This is a genomic window from Enterobacter sp. 50588862, from assembly GCF_001462935.1.
Classification (GTDB): domain Bacteria; phylum Pseudomonadota; class Gammaproteobacteria; order Enterobacterales; family Enterobacteriaceae; genus Enterobacter; species Enterobacter bugandensis.
Genome location: NZ_LNHM01000036.1, coordinates 277,412 through 293,981, shown reverse-complemented (window position 1 = coordinate 293,981; position 16,570 = coordinate 277,412). Strand labels below are relative to the sequence as shown.

At 56.0% G+C, this 16,570-nt stretch carries 14 protein-coding genes; 9 read left to right on the top strand and 5 right to left on the bottom strand.

Translation table 11 applies throughout. The features are described 5' to 3' along the window. The 5 genes from APT89_RS19560 to hrpB all read right to left on the bottom strand — a co-directional run bounded on the left by APT89_RS19560 (position 1) and on the right by hrpB (position 9,260). A complete protein-coding gene (locus APT89_RS19560) occupies positions 1 to 2,478 on the bottom strand; it encodes a fimbria/pilus outer membrane usher protein (RefSeq protein ID WP_060573345.1) in 2,478 nt (825 codons plus the stop codon). Between the two features lie 19 nt (positions 2,479 to 2,497). Continuing rightward, entirely contained in the window at positions 2,498 to 3,211 is a 714-nt protein-coding gene (locus tag APT89_RS19555; RefSeq protein WP_041911205.1) for a fimbrial biogenesis chaperone, read from the bottom strand. A gap of 43 nt (positions 3,212 to 3,254) precedes the next feature. After that, a complete protein-coding gene (locus APT89_RS19550) occupies positions 3,255 to 3,827 on the bottom strand; it encodes a fimbrial protein (RefSeq protein WP_060573343.1) in 573 nt (190 codons plus the stop codon). 332 nt (positions 3,828 to 4,159) lie between these two features. Then, positions 4,160 to 6,685 (bottom strand): bifunctional glycosyl transferase/transpeptidase, encoded by a 2,526-nt coding sequence (gene mrcB / locus APT89_RS19545; RefSeq protein ID WP_045631651.1) that lies wholly within the window; start codon positions 6,683 to 6,685, stop codon positions 4,160 to 4,162. Between the two features lie 145 nt (positions 6,686 to 6,830). Then, positions 6,831 to 9,260, bottom strand: coding sequence for an ATP-dependent helicase HrpB (gene hrpB / locus APT89_RS19540; protein WP_060573341.1), 2,430 nt, complete (start codon positions 9,258 to 9,260; stop codon positions 6,831 to 6,833). A 73-nt stretch (positions 9,261 to 9,333) separates the two neighbouring features. Here hrpB and thpR point away from each other — a divergent pair, with 73 nt between their 5' ends. The 9 genes from thpR (at position 9,334) to panD (ending at position 16,272) form a co-directional block, all read left to right on the top strand. After that, on the top strand, positions 9,334 to 9,888 hold the full coding sequence (gene thpR, locus APT89_RS19535; protein WP_045259483.1) for an RNA 2',3'-cyclic phosphodiesterase: 555 nt from the start codon (positions 9,334 to 9,336) through the stop codon (positions 9,886 to 9,888). After that, entirely contained in the window at positions 9,878 to 10,582 is a 705-nt protein-coding gene (gene sfsA, locus APT89_RS19530; RefSeq protein ID WP_041911210.1) for a DNA/RNA nuclease SfsA, read from the top strand. Before thpR ends, sfsA begins: the two co-directional genes overlap by 11 nt. Positions 10,583 to 10,758: 176 nt before the next feature. Next, positions 10,759 to 11,214: an RNA polymerase-binding protein DksA gene (gene dksA / locus APT89_RS19525; RefSeq protein WP_013095632.1), complete on the top strand. Its 456-nt coding sequence runs from the start codon at positions 10,759 to 10,761 to the stop codon at positions 11,212 to 11,214. Between the two features lie 59 nt (positions 11,215 to 11,273). Continuing rightward, positions 11,274 to 12,164 carry a tRNA glutamyl-Q(34) synthetase GluQRS gene (gene gluQRS, locus APT89_RS19520; protein WP_041911211.1) on the top strand — a complete coding sequence of 297 codons (891 nt, stop codon included), beginning with the start codon at positions 11,274 to 11,276 and terminating at the stop codon, positions 12,162 to 12,164. Between the two features lie 42 nt (positions 12,165 to 12,206). Then, the gene (gene pcnB / locus APT89_RS19515; protein WP_028015552.1) at positions 12,207 to 13,604 is read left to right on the top strand and encodes a polynucleotide adenylyltransferase PcnB; all 1,398 of its coding nucleotides are present in this window, start codon (positions 12,207 to 12,209) and stop codon (positions 13,602 to 13,604) included. Next, positions 13,601 to 14,080 carry a 2-amino-4-hydroxy-6-hydroxymethyldihydropteridine diphosphokinase gene (gene folK, locus APT89_RS19510; RefSeq protein WP_045631648.1) on the top strand — a complete coding sequence of 160 codons (480 nt, stop codon included), beginning with the start codon at positions 13,601 to 13,603 and terminating at the stop codon, positions 14,078 to 14,080. Before pcnB ends, folK begins: the two co-directional genes overlap by 4 nt. 123 nt (positions 14,081 to 14,203) lie before the next feature. After that, complete coding sequence (gene panB, locus APT89_RS19505; protein WP_041911213.1) at positions 14,204 to 14,995, top strand: 3-methyl-2-oxobutanoate hydroxymethyltransferase; 792 nt, start codon at positions 14,204 to 14,206, stop codon at positions 14,993 to 14,995. An 11-nt stretch (positions 14,996 to 15,006) separates the two neighbouring features. After that, positions 15,007 to 15,858 carry a pantoate--beta-alanine ligase gene (gene panC, locus APT89_RS19500; protein ID WP_041911214.1) on the top strand — a complete coding sequence of 284 codons (852 nt, stop codon included), beginning with the start codon at positions 15,007 to 15,009 and terminating at the stop codon, positions 15,856 to 15,858. 33 nt (positions 15,859 to 15,891) lie between these two features. Further along, positions 15,892 to 16,272 carry an aspartate 1-decarboxylase gene (panD, locus tag APT89_RS19495; RefSeq protein ID WP_003856284.1) on the top strand — a complete coding sequence of 127 codons (381 nt, stop codon included), beginning with the start codon at positions 15,892 to 15,894 and terminating at the stop codon, positions 16,270 to 16,272. Positions 16,273 to 16,570: the final 298 nt, after the last annotated feature.

The following is a 16,570-nucleotide window of genomic DNA, read 5'->3' as shown; positions in this document are numbered from 1 at the left end:
TTAATAGCAGTTGACCGTGGCTTTCACGATCCCTGTCGGGCTCTGCGTGGAAATGTCCAGCGTCCCCTGGCACTGCCGATCGCGCTCTTCTCCCCACTGCACGCTAAACGTTGTTTTGCCGGACAGCCCGGTGAGGTAAACCTCGCCGTCATCCCCGACGATGGCCGAGGTGTTATCCAGCGCCACCACGGCACCAAACGGCACGGGCTTACCCGCGTAACGCAGAGTCACCAGCGCGCGTCGTCCAACGCGCGCGTCGAACGTGGCCGGCACTGCCGCCCCTTTCGTCGGCACGAGATCCAGCGTTGCCGCGTCGATATCAATATCTTCCCGATCCTGCGTATTCACGGTGATGATGTTGTGCCGGTAGGCCGTCAGAGAAGGAACAATCGCGTTACCAAAACGGTCCGTCGTGATACCGCGCCCGTTTTGCACTTTGACGTTATCACCATCTTTAATGTGCACAATGGCGAAGGCGTCGCGTACGGGTTGCCCCAGCGTCACGCCATGCTCGTGAGCAACGATTGACCCCTGAGCGCTGTAGTTCCACTGCCGATTGTTACCACCGTAGCTGTACCCCATCCCTACCTCACCGGAAGCCCCGCGATAACGCCCGGACAGGCTGCCGCCGTAACCCGTATCCTGGTTGGCATAGGTCTGCTGGAGGTTGTAGCTCAGCTTATTGTCCTCGAGAGCAGTACCGCCGAGCCCGACCTGATGCGAGACAAACCCACCGCTGGCGGAGTTCGCGCTATAGGTTGCCCAGGAATTCGGCAGCCACTTTGATAACGGAATGTTGACCGTCAACGCCATTTGCCGGTCGGTATCGGCATCTGGCGTGCGGGTCAGGTTGTAACTTATCGACCAGGTGATCTCGCGCCAGCTGGAGCTGAACCCCGCGCTGACGCTACGCTCATGGCCGTCCATATCCCAGTAGTCCTGCTGATAGCCGTTGAGATAGGCCGAGCCCCAGTCAGAAACCCGCTGGGAAAGGTTGAGCTGCATGCGGCTACGGCGGTTATTAGTTCTGCGGTAGGTATAAATGCCGTCATCGATTTCGCTGTCACGCTGATCGATAGCTTCCTGAAAGGTATAGAACCCCGATGTGGAGTAGCGATAGCTGGCAAGCGTGATGGTGGTATCCGTGTCGGGAATATCTTTTGAATACTGCGCCCGCCAGGATAAACCGCTGGCATCGTCACGCCCGTCATCAAACGCGGTACGCGCGGCCGTGAGGTCGACAGAGGCGGAGCCGAAATGCCCCAGATCGGCACCGAGCCCCAGCAGCAGCGCGTGATACAGTGATGAACCCAGCGCGCCGGTATACGCCGTGACGCCGTAAGGCAGACCATAGATGGCCGTGCCTTGCGCAAAGGTGGGTTCGTCTTCACCTTCATTACCGCGATAGCGCCCTGCGGCCAGCGAATACTTAAAGCCGCCTTCCCGCTGTAACACCGGCACCGACGCGCTGGCCTGGATGAAGCTATGCTCGCTGCCGTCCGCCTCTTCGACGGTCACTTCCAGATCGGCTCCGGATGTTACCTGGCTTAAATCGCGGATCTCGAACGGCCCCGGTGAGACGTTTGTCTGATAGATGGTGTAGCCGTTTTGCTTGATAGTGACTTTCGCATCGCTATTGGCAATACCGCGCACGACGGGCGCAAAGCCCTGCTGACTAACAGGCAGCATAGAAGTATCCGTTTCCAGCTTCACGCCGGTCATCTGGACGCTGTCAAAAAGTTCACCATTGGTATATGTCTGACCAATCTCAAGCTGGCTTTTCAGCGTTTTGATGTCGCGTTGTAACGTGCTGGCAATGCCCTCCCAGCCAGAAGTGTCGCTCCAGGTGCTGTTATTCCGCAGCCGCCACGCCCCAAGGTTAATCCCCGACTCCAGGCCAAGCCAGGTCGAAGAGGTTTTGCCCGAACTGTAGTGCTGCTGAGAACCGCTGAGTTGATAGCTTGTCCAGGCGGCAGGCGCGCCGTCATCCCAGAATTTTGGATGTATCGCGCCAGCGGCAGCATGGTCGCGGTACGCCTGCGGGATGACCAGCTTCAGGGTCTGGTCATCCTGATTGTATTCGTAACGGGCATTTTCAATGAAATGGGAGATATCGCGGACGTAAGCGCCGTCATCCAGATCTTTTAAGTCCGGGATCGTGTCGACTTTCACGCCGTAATCGCGCAGATCCGCTTTCGTCAGCTCCGGCAGCAGGCGCTGTTTATCGTCAGACAGCACGAAAGCGATGGGACGTTTATCCACAACGTCCCGATCCCACATAACAGTCGTAAGGTAGCTTCCGGCAAGTAGCCCGTTATCGTTAATGAAGTTTTTTAATGTAGAGGTATTTTCGAGAGGCGTATCCAGCTCAAGGATCCGCAGATTGAATTCGTCATCTGCATTTGCAGGCTGGATCGCGGCGAGCAGCGTCAGCGCGATCCCGTACAGTACCTGTTTGTGAAGCAGAGGTGACGACATAAAATACCAACATGATGATTTAAAGAGCCTGCTTGCGCTGTGGGGTTTGCCCACCGAAATCATTGATTGCCGTCCAGGTCACCGCGCCCTTTGCTGAATTCGGTAACGCGAAACGCTGCTCGCTGAACGGAGCCACCATCATTGAAATGGCGCCTGGCGTGGTTTTGGTCTCTTTCACCGGAACACTTTTCCCACCAACGGCAAGCTCGCCAAACGAGACGTAAAACGGGGTCGGGTTGTTTGCAATTAGCGTGTCGCCCTGACGCTGGAATGTGATTTTTGCGTAGGCTTCCAGGGCATCGCTTTCCTTCAGCTGAGCCGGACGCCAGAAAAGCTTCAGGCGCGTTTTCATCGCAAATTGCAGCGTGTTTTTCTCTTTCAGCTCCGGCGAGAGTGCCGATACGGATTTAACGTTTGCCAGAAACAGAGATTCCCGGTCTGCGGGCAGGCTTTTTTTATCGCCGGTAAAAATAACGTGCAAAAGGGTTTGACGATTTTCCTGCAATTTGTAAACAGGGGGAGTAATAATAAACGGCGCTTTCGCATCATTGGGGTAACTGACCCAGCTTTGCACCAGATAACGTGTATGCGGATCTTTATTTTTAAGTGCTATCTGAACTTCTGATTTATTCGATGGATAAATAATTCGCGTACCACCGAGAACAACACTTGCCTGTACTGAACAGCAGGAAATAATTAAACAACCACATAACAATTTAAATAAAGTCTTCATACAATGTTCCAAAAAGGCAGCCGTTCAGGCTGCCCGTCATTGCTTAGCGATAGACAACCTCGAATGTTGCAGAGGAGGAGTAATGGCCCGCGGTTGGCGCGGTATCCCCCACCTGAATCACTTTCGCGGTGTAGTTAAAGACAGAAGCCGTTGCCCCGGTCGCGTCGTTATTCACATCGGTACCCGCATCCGGTACTGAACCGTCGAAAACCACATCGCCTTTCGCGCCGTTCTCATTGCTGACGATGATCCCTACGTTGGTGGCATTACCTGCGCCACTAAGATCGTTCTGGAGGCGCTTATAGGCTGCATCTGTGGTCGTGCCACTGAACTTGAGGTTCAGTTTAGCGACCAGCGGGTCACATTTTTTCACTTCAATCTTAAAGGCTTTTGAGGTGCCAACCGTACCGTCAGCGCCAAAATCCGAAGGATAGGTATCTGCGAAAGTGACGGTGGAAGCGTTAGTCCCTGTGCCATCAACGTTAATTTCACAGGTATCGGCAACAATTTTTCCGGCGAAGTTCACCGTACCGGAATCGTTTGATGCAAATACAGGCAGAGACAGCGCGGCCATAACGCTTCCGGCTAAAAATGTAGCGACAATTTTTTTCTTCATGAAAAATATCCTTATATTTGACAATTGTGGCATCCATTCGCACTACAAATATTTTGAGTCGAAATGTTATCCAGCATGTTACACATGACTGACTAAATAGGAATATCCTTTGAGCCAGTGAATTTCTTATGGCGATTACATCAGATTATTCTTCATTGTGTCCAGAGAGGATAAAGTCACGCAACATGTAGAAGATTTCAAATGCATGTTTTAGATGAAAAAAATGAGAACTTAAAAATTCTAAATTAGATATTTAATTTTTTTAAAATTGCAGAATGTAAAAAACAAAAAAGCCGCTTTATATTAAAGCGGCTTTTTATTCAGGGAATTAATTAATTCCCACCAAACATATCCTTGATCCAGCCGGCCACGCCATCACTGTCTTTCTTCTCGTTCTGCTGCTGGGCCGGTTGTTGCTGCGGCTGCTGCGGCTGAGAAGATTGATCGAACGGGTTGCCCGTTGGCTGTTCAGGCTGGCTCTGCTGGCACAGTGAGTCCGGGTTGGTCGTCCAGACCGGGAGGGTTCGCATCCCGCCGCCGCAGATAAAGTTCCCGGAACCATCCACGCCCATATCGACGATATCTTCCGGCGCGACCAGGTTCAGCGGCACAGGTGACTGGTTCGCCAGGTAGCGCTGGTAAATCGACATCGCCCCGCTCGCCCCGTAAAGTTTGGTCGGCTGGTTGTTGTCACGGCCTACCCAGGTGATCACCACTTCACGGCCATCAATACCGGCAAACCAGGTATCGACGTTGTTGTTGGTGGTCCCGGTTTTACCCGCCAGATGCAGACCAGGATACTTCGCCCCCAGCTGACGACCGGTACCGCGCTGCACAACCTGCTGCATCGTCCACAGCGTCATGTAGGCCGCCTGCGCAGGAACGGCACGTTCAGCCTGCGGGAAGCTCTGATACAGGACAGAGCCATCTTCGGCAATCACCGAACGCAGGGCAGAGAGCGGTGCGCGGTTACCCCCGCTGGCAATGGTCTGGAACGCCTGCGCCACTTCGATCGGCGTCAGGTTAAGCGCCCCCAGAATCATCGCCGGAACAGGGTGCAGTTGATCTTTCGGTACGCCCAGCTTCTGCCAGGTATCGACAATGGCCGGCAGGCCCAGCGCCATACCGAGGTTAACCGTAGGTACGTTCATGGAGCGGGTTAACGCATCCACCAGCATCACCTGGCCGCTGAACTGTTTATCATCGTTCTGCGGTGACCAGACCTGGCCGTTAGGCTGACGCAGGGAGATTGGCGCATCGGCGATCCAGGTGTTCAGGCGATACAAATTCGGCTGGCTCAGCGCGGTGAGATAGGTCGCCGGTTTAGCCAGAGAGCCAATCGAACGACGCGCCTGCATCGCGCGGTTGTAGCCCGCATACTGCGGCTCTGCGCCGCCCACCATCGCGCGCACTTCGCCGGTGTTACGGTCAACCACCACCATCGCGGTTTCCAGATCGCTCAGCTTGCGCTGTTTCTTCAGCGCCGGAATGCCTTCAACCGCCGCTTTTTCTGCCGCGTCCTGGGCTACCGAGTCAAAGGTTGTGAAGATCTTCACGCCGGAGAGATCTTTGACCTTATCACCGAGCTTGCTTTGCAGCTCCTGGCGCACCATCTGCATGAAAGCAGGCTGCGGAGAGATCACCCCACCGCGCGGCTGCACGCCCAGCGGACGTGCGCTAAGCATGTCGTATAATTCCTGGTCAATCACCTGCTGCTGTTGCAGCAGACGCAGTACCAGGTTACGACGCTCCAGCGCCAGTTTCGGGTTACGCCACGGGTTATAAATGGACGCCCCTTTCACCATGCCCACCAGCAGCGCCTGCTGGTCAAGGCTGAGCTCTTCCACCGGACGGCCAAAGTAGTACAGGCTCGCCAGCGGGAAGCCGCGGATCTCGTTATCGCCGCTCTGGCCGAGGTACACCTCGTTCATGTACAGCTCAAGGATACGATCCTTGCTGTAGCGCGCATCCATCAGCACGGCCATGTACGCTTCGTTGGCTTTACGCCAGTAAGAACGCTCGCTGGAGAGGAACAGGTTCTTCACCAGCTGCTGGGTAAGCGTACTCGCCCCCTGCACGGTACGACCCGCAGTCAGGTTCGCCAGCACCGCACGGCCGATGGAGTAGAGACTGATACCGTCGTGCTCGTAGAAATGGCGGTCTTCGGTTGCCAGCAGGGTATCCACCAGCAGATCCGGGAAGCCGTTACGCGCCACGAACAGGCGCTGTTCGCCATTGGCGGACGAGAGCATGGTGATCAGACGCGGATCAAGACGGAAGAAACCGAACTGGCGGTTATTGTCCATGTTCTCAATGGTTTCCAGCCGATCGCCGTCAAAAGTCAGACGCGCGCGCACCTGCCCCTCTTTGCTGTCCGGGAAGTCGAACGGGCGGCGGATCATCTCAATGCTCTTCGCCTGGACGGTAAATTCGCCCGGGCGGGTCATTTTCGTGACCTGACGATACTGCGTAGCTTGCAGCAGTTTCACCATCTCGTTCTTGCTGATGGACATGTCCGGCTCAAGGTTCACCATGCGACCATACACTGCCGCCGGCAATTGCCAGACTTTCCCGTCGATACGGCTGCGGATCTTCTGATCCAGATAAACACCGTAAATCGCGATCAGCACAACAAAAACAATGAACAGCTTCAGCAGCAGCCAGAACCAGCCGCGCTTCCCACGAGGCTTACGCCCTTTGCCTTTTCCTTTACGCGGCATGGGTTCTTCATCCTCATAATCGTCTTCATAGTCATCGTCATACTCCTCATCTCTGAGGCGACGACGGCTTACCTTTTCTTTCGCCGGACGTGCGGGTTTTCCCTTACGTCCTATTGGCTCGCGGTCATTCCCCGCCATGCTTTTTCTCCGCAACTTTCAGGCGCAAAGGCCAGATTTTCTTTTCTTCCACAGGCCTGTGAAAGAAGAAATCTCTCAAAATTGGTTTTCTCCCTCTCTCCGTGGGAGAGGGCCGGGGTGAGGGCATCAGGCCGCACTTTCCCCACTACGAATATTTCTTCGTCCGCCGCGTCGGCGCCGTATTCGCCGGATCGTCCGGCCATACGTGTTTGGGGTAGCGCCCTTTCATCTCTTTCTGCACTTCACGGTAGCTTCCCGCCCAGAACGCTCCCAGATCGCGGGTGATCTGCAACGGACGATGCGCAGGCGAGAGCAGCTCAAGCACCAACGGCACCCGCCCTTCCGCAATAGACGGCGTGGTTGCCTCACCAAACATCTCCTGCATCCGAACCGCCAGCGCCGGAGGATTATCCTCATGATAACGAATGGCAATCCGGCTCCCGGTGGGCACAGTGTAATGCCCAGGAAGCTCACTATCCAGACGTTGACGTAATGACCAGTCCAGTAAATTCTGTAACGCGGTCTTAACATCAAGCGCCTTAAGGGCGCGCAGAGAGTGCACGCCGCTCATTTGCGGCAGCAGCCACTGCTCAAGCGTCGCGAGCAGCGTCTCATCATCCACCGCGGGCCAGCCGTATTCCGGTAGCCACTTCGCGGCGCAGTGCAGACGAATGCGATACTGTTCAGCTTCCGGCGTCCAGTTCAGAACGTTAAGGCCCTTTTCCCGAATGCCGTTCAGCATTGCCTGGTGTAACTCTTCTTCCGACGGCTTCGCCAGCGGTTTCGTCCCGAGGATCAGTTTGCCAATCTGACTACGCCGAAACGCCTTTAGCGTCCCCTGAGCGTCATCCCATTCCACGATGTCCGATTGCTGGAGCAGCTGCGGGCAGGTACGCGTCAGGGCGTCAATATCGACGGCAACCGCCTGCAGGATGCGCGCGTCCGGGGAGTGGCTGCCCTGGAGCAAGAGCGGCGCGATCAGCCATTCATGACGCGTTAGGGCGTCATCGCTGTCGAGCATCGCGCCCATCCCATTTGCCAGCTGGTAGCGACCGTCCAGCCCGCGTCGACGCGCAATCCGGTCCGGAAACGCCTGCGCTAACAACCGGGAGATACTCTCACTGTCTGGCACGCCGCCGCGGCTGTTAAGCCGCTTACAGAGCTGCTGCGCCCGCTGCTGCCAGTTCCCCTGATTGCGCGAAAACGCCTGCCCCAGATCGCTACTGCCTCCGCGCGGCGGCTCCTCAAGAATAGCCGCCAGTTTCGCCGCTGTGGCAATTTCATCTTCGCCCTGCGCGGCCACCAGCATCGCCGCCAGACGCGGATCGTTGCCCAGCGCCGCCATTTTCTGACCGCGCGCCGTCAGACGTTCACCTTCCAGCGCGCCAAGCTGGGTGAGCAGGCTGCGCGCGGCGGCGAGATTCACGGCAGGCGGTGGATTAAGCCAGGTGAGCTGTTCAGGATCCGGGCAGCCCCACAGCAGGAGATCCATCACCAGCCCGGAGAGATCGCTTTGTAAAATCTCCGGCGTGCTTTGCTGTGCCGCGCGTTCAGCCTGCTCCGCGCTGGTCAAATGCAGGCAAATACCCGGCTCAAGACGCCCCGCACGGCCCGCGCGCTGCACCATTGACGCCTGACTGATGCGTTGTGTCAGCAGTTTAGTCAGCCCGGTGCGCGGATCAAAGCTCGCCACCCTCTCCTGCGCGCTATCCACCACCAGGCGAATGCCTTCGATGGTCAAACTGGTTTCGGCAATGTTGGTTGCCAGCACGACTTTACGCTGCCCCGCCGGGGCGGGAAGGATGGCTTTACGCTGCTCGGTCAACGACAGGGCGCCATAGAGCGGGCAAAGCAGTACGTCACTGCCCACCCTGGAGGCCAGCCGCTCCTGCACGCGCTGAATCTCCCCCACGCCGGGCAAAAACAGCAGCAGCGAGCCGGGCGCCTGGCGAAGCAGGTCAGCAGTGGCAATAGCTACCGCTTCGTCAAAGCGCTGATGGGCAGGAAGCGGCTGATAGCGACGCTCAACAGGAAATGCCCGTCCTTCTGAGCTGATGACCGGCGCATCGGGTAATGCCTGTCGTAGCCGCTCGTTGTCCAGCGTCGCCGACATAATCAGCAGCCGCAGATCGTCGCGCAGCCCCTGCTGAACGTCGAGCAACAGCGCGAGGGCCAGATCGGCCTGCAGGCTGCGCTCGTGGAATTCATCCAGGATCACCAGCCCGACGCCGTTCAACTCCGGGTCGTTTTGCAGCATGCGGGTAAGAATGCCCTCGGTGACCACCTCAAGCCGCGTGGACGGGCCGACGCAGGTTTCGGCGCGCATCCGGTAGCCTACCGTTTCGCCCGGTTTTTCATTCAGCAGTTCCGCCAGGCGCTGCGCCACGTTGCGCGCGGCCAACCTGCGCGGCTCCAGCAGGATAATTTTCCCGGCAATCTCCCCCTCTTTAAGGATCTGCAGCGGCAGCCAGGTAGATTTACCCGCCCCCGTAGGCGCGTTAAGCAAAACCTGCGGGGCATGTTGTAAGGCAGCGAGAAGCTCAGGAAGAACGACGGCGACCGGCAATGAGGACACTAACAGCTCCAGAGGGTTAACATTAGTCGGCGTACATTGTAGCATCGGCGCATATCATTACCGAGTCCCCCGTATGTCTGAGTCGAAACGGCTGTTTTTTGCCATTGAATTGCCCACCACCCTACAGCGGCAAATCGTTCGCTGGCGCGCGGAACATTTTCCACCGGAAGCGGGCCGGCCCGTTGCGGCGGCAAACCTGCACCTGACGCTGGCCTTTTTGGGTGACGTGAGCGCCGAAAAACAGCGGGCATTAGCCGCCATGGCCGGGCGTATTGTCCAGCCGGCGTTTACGCTGCACCTTGACGATGCGGGTCAGTGGCTGCGTTCGCGCGTGGTCTGGCTGGGTACGCGCCAGCCGCCGCGCGGGTTGTTACAGCTCGCCAATATGTTGCGCGCGCAGGCAGCGCGCAGCGGCTGTTACCAGAGCCCGCAGCCGTTTCATCCGCACGTCACGCTGCTGCGCGATGCCGGTCAGGCTGTTGCCATTCCGCCGCCGGGTTTTCACTGGGCTTTTCCGGTTAATGAATTCGCGCTTTATGAATCCGTCTTTGCACGGGGACGCACCCGCTACAGGCCGCTACAGCGCTGGACGTTGGGCGACACCACAAGGAATTCCGATGAAGTTTAGTCCTGCACTCCAGTCCGCCACGCTGATCCAACGCTACAAACGCTTCCTCGCCGACGTGGTGACGCCGGAAGGCGAAGAGCTCACCCTGCACTGCCCCAACACCGGCGCCATGACCGGTTGCGCCGCACCGGGTGACACGGTCTGGTATTCCACTTCAGAAAATACTAAACGCAAATATCCCCATACCTGGGAAATAACCGAAACGCAAAACGGGGCGTTTATTTGTGTTAATACTCTGCGTGCAAATCAGCTGGTTAAGGAAGCGCTGACGAATGGCGCCATTCCCGAACTGGTGGGTTACGGTACGCATAAAACAGAAGTGAAATACGGCGATGAAGGCAGCAGAATTGACTTCATGTTACAGGCGGAAGGCCGTCCTGAGTGCTATATTGAAGTAAAATCAGTGACGTTAGCGGAACAGGAAAACGGCTTCTTTCCGGATGCAGTAACGCTACGCGGGCAGAAGCATCTGCGAGAGCTAATGAGTGTTGCGGCGGCGGGCAAACGCGCCGTATTGCTGTTTGCGGTGTTGCATACAGCGATTGAACGGTTTTCCCCTGCCCGCCATATCGATCCTAAATACGCACAACTGTTGAATGAGGCACAAAAGCAGGGGGTAGAGGTTTTAGCTTATAAAGCGGAACTTTCTGCCGATAATATGACTCTGAGATCGTCTCTTCCCATTGTCTTATAAGGGATTAGACGATTGATGAATAAGTGTTCTGGCCGCGTGCGCAAATACGCTTTTCCTCACAGGCTTGTCAAGTGTTACGTTTAGATAATTGCCATACGGAAAAGCATCTGCTATTTATAGCGACCTGATTTTTCCCCCAACACGGGGATCGATAGTGCGTGTTAAGGAGAAGCAACATGCAAGAAGGGCAAAACCGTAAAACATCGTCCCTGAGTATTCTCGCCATCGCTGGGGTGGAGCCGTATCAAGAGAAGCCGGGCGAAGAGTATATGAACGAAGCCCAGCTGTCGCACTTCAAGCGTATTCTTGAAGCATGGCGTAATCAACTCAGGGATGAAGTGGATCGCACCGTTTCGCATATGCAGGATGAAGCTGCTAACTTCCCGGATCCGGTAGACCGTGCCGCTCAGGAAGAAGAGTTCAGCCTCGAACTGCGTAACCGTGACCGCGAACGCAAGCTGATCAAAAAGATCGAGAAAACGCTGAAAAAAGTCGAAGACGAAGATTTTGGCTACTGCGAATCCTGCGGTGTTGAAATCGGTATTCGTCGCCTGGAAGCGCGTCCAACCGCCGATCTGTGCATCGACTGTAAAACGCTGGCCGAAATCCGCGAAAAACAGATGGCCGGCTAACGCCAGCGCTGTTTATACACTTCAAAGGCGGGAGTCTCTCCCGCCTTGTTACTGTTGATATGTCTGAATCACACTATATTGGGCGCTTTGCGCCATCTCCTTCCGGTGAATTACACTTCGGCTCATTAATTGCCGCGCTTGGCAGCTACCTGCAGGCTCGCGCCAGTCAGGGTAAATGGCTCGTCCGCATCGAAGATATTGACCCTCCGCGTGAAGTTCCCGGTGCTGCAGACACCATTCTGCGTCAGCTGGAACATTACGGTCTTCACTGGGACGGCGACGTTCTGTGGCAGTCACAACGACATGAGGCTTATCGGGAACGTCTGGCCTGGCTCAGCGCTCAGGGGCTCTCCTATAACTGCACCTGCACCCGCGCGCGTATCCAGAGCGTGGGAGGTGTGTATGACGGCCACTGCCGCACGCTGAATCTTCCCCCGGAAAATGCCGCCGTACGCTTGCTACAGCGCGCGCCCATCACTCGCTTCCACGATCGGCTCTCCGGTGAGATTAGGGCGGATGAACGTCTGGCATGTGAAGATTTTATTATTCACCGTCGTGATGGTCTGTTTGCGTATAACCTGGCGGTGGTCGTCGACGATCATTTCCAGGGCGTGACGGAAATTGTGCGCGGGGCGGACCTGGTCGAACCGACCGTACGGCAAATCTCGCTTTATCATCAGTTTGGCTGGACGGCGCCGGATTACATTCATCTGCCGCTGGCGGTCAATGCGCAGGGCGTTAAGCTCTCCAAGCAGAACCACGCCCCGGCCCTGCCAGACGGCGATCCGCGTCCTGTTTTGATCGACGCGCTGCGATTTCTCAACCAGAATGTAACCAACGAATGGCAGGATCTGCGCATTGACGAATTGCTGAAAATAGCCATTGCCAACTGGACGCTCGCGGCAGTGCCAAAAATCCAGCATTCTCAAATGCGTTGCGCTGAGCTATGATTAGCCGCTTTTTTCATAACAAAACACACTACGAGGTGTACCATTTTTACCCGAGTCGCTAATTTTTGCCGTAAAGTGCTAAGCCGCGAAGAGAGCATGGCGAACGACGCTATTGCACAGCCACACATGTCGGTTATTCCGCGTGAGCAGCACAATATTTCCCGCAAAGATATCAGTGAAAATGCCCTCAAAGTACTCTATCGTCTGAATAAAGCGGGCTACGAGGCCTATCTCGTTGGCGGTGGGGTGCGTGATTTACTGCTGGGCAAAAAACCGAAAGATTTCGACGTGACGACCAGCGCCACGCCCGAGCAGGTGCGTAAATTATTCCGCAACTGCCGTCTCGTTGGCCGCCGTTTCCGTCTGGCTCACGTGATGTTTGGGCCGGAAATCATCGAAGTGGCGACCTTCCGCGGCCACCACGAAGCGGGTGCATCCGACCGCACCACGTCACAGCGCGGCCAGAACGGTATGCTGCTGCGCGACAATATCTTCGGCTCTATCGAAGAAGATGCCCAGCGTCGCGACTTCACCATCAACAGCCTTTATTACAGCGTGGCGGATTTCACCGTGCGTGATTACGTCGGCGGCATGCAGGACCTGAAAGAGGGTCTGATCCGCCTGATCGGCACGCCGGAAACGCGCTATCGCGAAGATCCGGTGCGCATGCTGCGCGCCGTGCGTTTTGCCGCCAAGCTGAACATGCGCATCAGCCCGGAAACCGCAGAGCCGATCCCGCGTCTGGCGACGCTGATTAACGACGTGCCGCCTGCCCGCCTGTTTGAAGAGGCGCTGAAGCTGCTGCAGGCCGGCTACGGGTTCGAAACCTACAATCTGCTGCGCGAATACAACCTGTTCCAGCCGCTGTTCCCGACCATTACCCGTTACTTCACCGAAAACGGTGACAGCCCAATGGAGCGGATGATTGCGCAGGTGCTGAAAAATACCGACACCCGCATCCATAACGATATGCGCGTGAACCCGGCATTCCTGTTTGCGGCAATGTTCTGGTACCCGCTGCTGGAAACGGCTCAAAGAATCACCCAGGAGAGCGGCCTCGCCTATTACGATGCCTTCGCGCTGGCCGCGAACGATGTATTGGACGAAGGGTGCCGCACGCTGGCTATCCCAAAACGTATTACCACGCTGGTGCGCGACATCTGGCAGCTTCAGCTGCGCATGTCCCGCCGTCAGGGCAAACGTGCCTGGAAGCTGATGGAGCATCCAAAGTTCCGCGCCGCCTTCGACCTGCTGTCGCTGCGTGCGGAAACTGAACGCAATCAGGAGCTGCAGCGCCTGGCGCAGTGGTGGGCCGAATTCCAGGTTTCCGCCCCGCCGGAGCAGAAAGATATGCTGACCGGGCTGGATGAAGAACCTGCCCCGCGTCGCCGTCATCGTCGCCCGCGCAAACGCGCACCGCGTCGTGAAGGGACAGCATGACCCTCGCGTATATCGCCATCGGCAGCAATTTAGCCTCTCCGCTGGAGCAGGTTAATGCTGCCGTACAGGCGCTGGGCGAGATCCCACAGACCCGGATCGTAGCGGTCTCCTCGTTCTACCGCACCCCGCCGCTAGGTCCGCAGGATCAGCCTGATTATCTGAACGCTGCGGTGGTTCTGGAAACTACCCTTGATGCCGAAACGCTGCTGGATAACACCCAGCGCATCGAACTGCAGCAGGGGCGCGTACGCAAAGCCGAGCGCTGGGGACCGCGCACGCTGGACCTCGACATTATGCTGTTTGGAGATGAGGTCATAAACACCGAACGCCTCACCGTTCCGCATTACGACATGAAAAATCGCGGGTTTATGCTCTGGCCGCTCTTTGAAGTTGCCCCCGATCTCATCTTTCCGGATGACATCCCACTCAAGTCCATTCTGGACAGCCTCAAAGCGGAAAAACCTGCCCGCTGGTAACACTCTTCCCTTATCGATTAACCATTAATATTTTGTGGCTAATCGGTTACCTAAAATCATTGTTCCCTCGAATGTTACTGTTAGAATGCGCAAAGATTCGCTTTTGGGCTATCAGGAAACAGTATGAAACCAACCACCATCTCCTTACTGCAGAAATGCAAACAGGAAAAAAAACGCTTCGCCACCATCACCGCGTATGACTACAGCTTCGCCAAACTGTTTGCCGAAGAGGGTATCAACGTCATGCTGGTCGGAGATTCGTTAGGGATGACGGTACAAGGACATGATTCCACCCTGCCGGTCACGGTTGAAGATATTGCATATCACACCCGTGCGGTACGCCGCGGTGCGCCAAGCTGCCTTCTGCTTTCCGACCTGCCGTTTATGGCTTATGCCACGCCAGAGCAGGCATTTGAAAACGCGGCGGCAGTGATGCGCGCTGGCGCTAACATGGTCAAAATTGAAGGCGGCGCCTGGCTGGTGGAGACGGTGAAAATGCTCACCGAACGCGCCGTGCCGGTGTGTGGTCATTTGGGCCTGACCCCGCAGTCCGTCAACATCTTTGGCGGGTATAAGGTGCAGGGCCGCGGCGACGCAGCGCAGACGCTGTTTGAGGATGCCCTGGCGCTGGAAGCCGCAGGCGCCCAGCTGCTGGTGCTGGAGTGCGTGCCGGTTGAGCTGGCGAAACGCATCACCGACGCACTCTCCATTCCGGTGATTGGTATTGGTGCAGGCAACGTGACCGACGGTCAGATTCTGGTGATGCACGACGCCTTTGGTATTACTGGCGGGCATATCCCGAAATTTGCCAAAAATTTCCTCACTGAAGCGGGCGACATGCGCGCTGCGGTCAGGCAGTATATTGCCGACGTTGAATCCGGTGTTTACCCGGGTGAAGAACACAGTTTCCATTAAGGAGTCTCGTTGTGCTAATCATTGAAACCCTGCCGCTGCTGCGCCAGCATATCCGCCGCGCGCGTCAGGAAGGTAAACGTATCGCACTGGTCCCGACCATGGGCAACCTGCATGACGGCCACATGAAGCTCGTCGACGAAGCCCGTGCGCGAGCAGATATCGTGGTGGTCAGTATCTTCGTGAACCCCATGCAGTTTGACCGCGCCGACGATCTGGCACGCTATCCGCGCACTCTTCAGGAAGATTGCGAAAAGCTTAAAAAACGTCATGCGGATATCGTGTTCTCTCCGGCACCTGCCGATGTGTACCCGCAGGGTACGGAAGAGGCGACCTATGTGGATGTCCCGGGGATTTCGACCATGCTGGAAGGTGCAAGCCGTCCGGGCCATTTCCGCGGCGTTTCCACCATCGTCAGCAAGCTGTTCAACCTGGTGCAGCCGGATATCGCCTGTTTCGGTGAAAAAGATTTCCAGCAGCTGGCGCTGATCCGCAAGATGGTTGCCGATATGGGTTACGATATCGAAATCGTCGGCGTGCCGATCGTACGAGCCAAAGATGGCCTGGCGCTCAGCTCACGCAACGGTTACCTGACCGCCGATCAGCGTAAAATCGCGCCGGGCTTAAGCAAGGTGATGAACACCATGGCAGAACAGCTGCTGGCGAAAGAGTTGGCCGCAGAAGAGATCGTCGCCCTTGCAGAGCAGGCGCTGAACGACAAAGGCTTCCGCGCTGATGATATTCAAATCCGCGATGCTGATACCCTGCTTGAGCTGACGGAAACCAGCAAACGCGCGGTGATTCTGGTGGCGGCATGGCTCGGCCAGGCACGCCTTATCGATAATAAAGTGGTTGAGCTGGCGTAGTTCTTTCACCCTTGATAATTAAAGGTATACGTAATGATTCGCAAAATGCTGCAAGGTAAGCTTCACCGAGTGAAAGTCACCCAGGCCGACCTGCACTATGAAGGTTCCTGCGCCATTGACCAGGATTTTCTCGACGCGGCGGGTATTCTCGAAAATGAAGCCATTGATATCTGGAATGTGAATAACGGCAAGCGTTTTTCCACCTACGCGATTGCCGCCGAGCGCGGGTCTAAAATTATCTCCGTCAACGGCGCGGCGGCACACTGCGCGGACGTCGGCGATATCGTTATTATCGCCAGCTTCGTCATGATGTCTGACGAAGAAGCGCGCCGCTGGCAGCCCAAAGTTGCTTATTTCGAAGGCGACAACGAGATGAAACGCACCGCGAAGGCGATTCCAGTTCAGGTTGCCTGATTTTTAAAGGGCTGTGGTATTATCACAGCCCTGAATAATAAACACCGCCCCAAAAATATTTATTTTAATAGTGAGCCAGACCTCACACATTAAAATCCATATTGCATTCAAAATACACCCCCTGCCAATATAGAAAGCACTAACAATTAAACACAACCCTTTGATTCCCTCGTCGAAATAAACACCTTTAAATTTACTTCATTCATTTTATAGTAAAACTTATTTAAAACCACCAAGAAATAATAATATATTTAGCCAGTTTTATGCGTAAACCATAAACATCATGAATGATACTTTT

Bases quoted from the DNA above. Each gene is read 5' to 3' on its own strand.
- APT89_RS19560 (WP_060573345.1), bottom strand. From the start codon at position 2,478: ATGTCGTCACCTCTGCTTCACAAACAGGTACTGTACGGGATCGCGCTG.
- APT89_RS19555 (WP_041911205.1), bottom strand. From the start codon at position 3,211: ATGAAGACTTTATTTAAATTGTTATGTGGTTGTTTAATTATTTCCTGC.
- APT89_RS19550 (WP_060573343.1), bottom strand. From the start codon at position 3,827: ATGAAGAAAAAAATTGTCGCTACATTTTTAGCCGGAAGCGTTATGGCC.
- mrcB (WP_045631651.1), bottom strand. From the start codon at position 6,685: ATGGCGGGGAATGACCGCGAGCCAATAGGACGTAAGGGAAAACCCGCA.
- thpR (WP_045259483.1), top strand. From the start codon at position 9,334: ATGTCTGAGTCGAAACGGCTGTTTTTTGCCATTGAATTGCCCACCACC.
- sfsA (WP_041911210.1), top strand. From the start codon at position 9,878: ATGAAGTTTAGTCCTGCACTCCAGTCCGCCACGCTGATCCAACGCTAC.
- dksA (WP_013095632.1), top strand. From the start codon at position 10,759: ATGCAAGAAGGGCAAAACCGTAAAACATCGTCCCTGAGTATTCTCGCC.
- gluQRS (WP_041911211.1), top strand. From the start codon at position 11,274: ATGTCTGAATCACACTATATTGGGCGCTTTGCGCCATCTCCTTCCGGT.
- folK (WP_045631648.1), top strand. From the start codon at position 13,601: ATGACCCTCGCGTATATCGCCATCGGCAGCAATTTAGCCTCTCCGCTG.
- panB (WP_041911213.1), top strand. From the start codon at position 14,204: ATGAAACCAACCACCATCTCCTTACTGCAGAAATGCAAACAGGAAAAA.
- panD (WP_003856284.1), top strand. From the start codon at position 15,892: ATGATTCGCAAAATGCTGCAAGGTAAGCTTCACCGAGTGAAAGTCACC.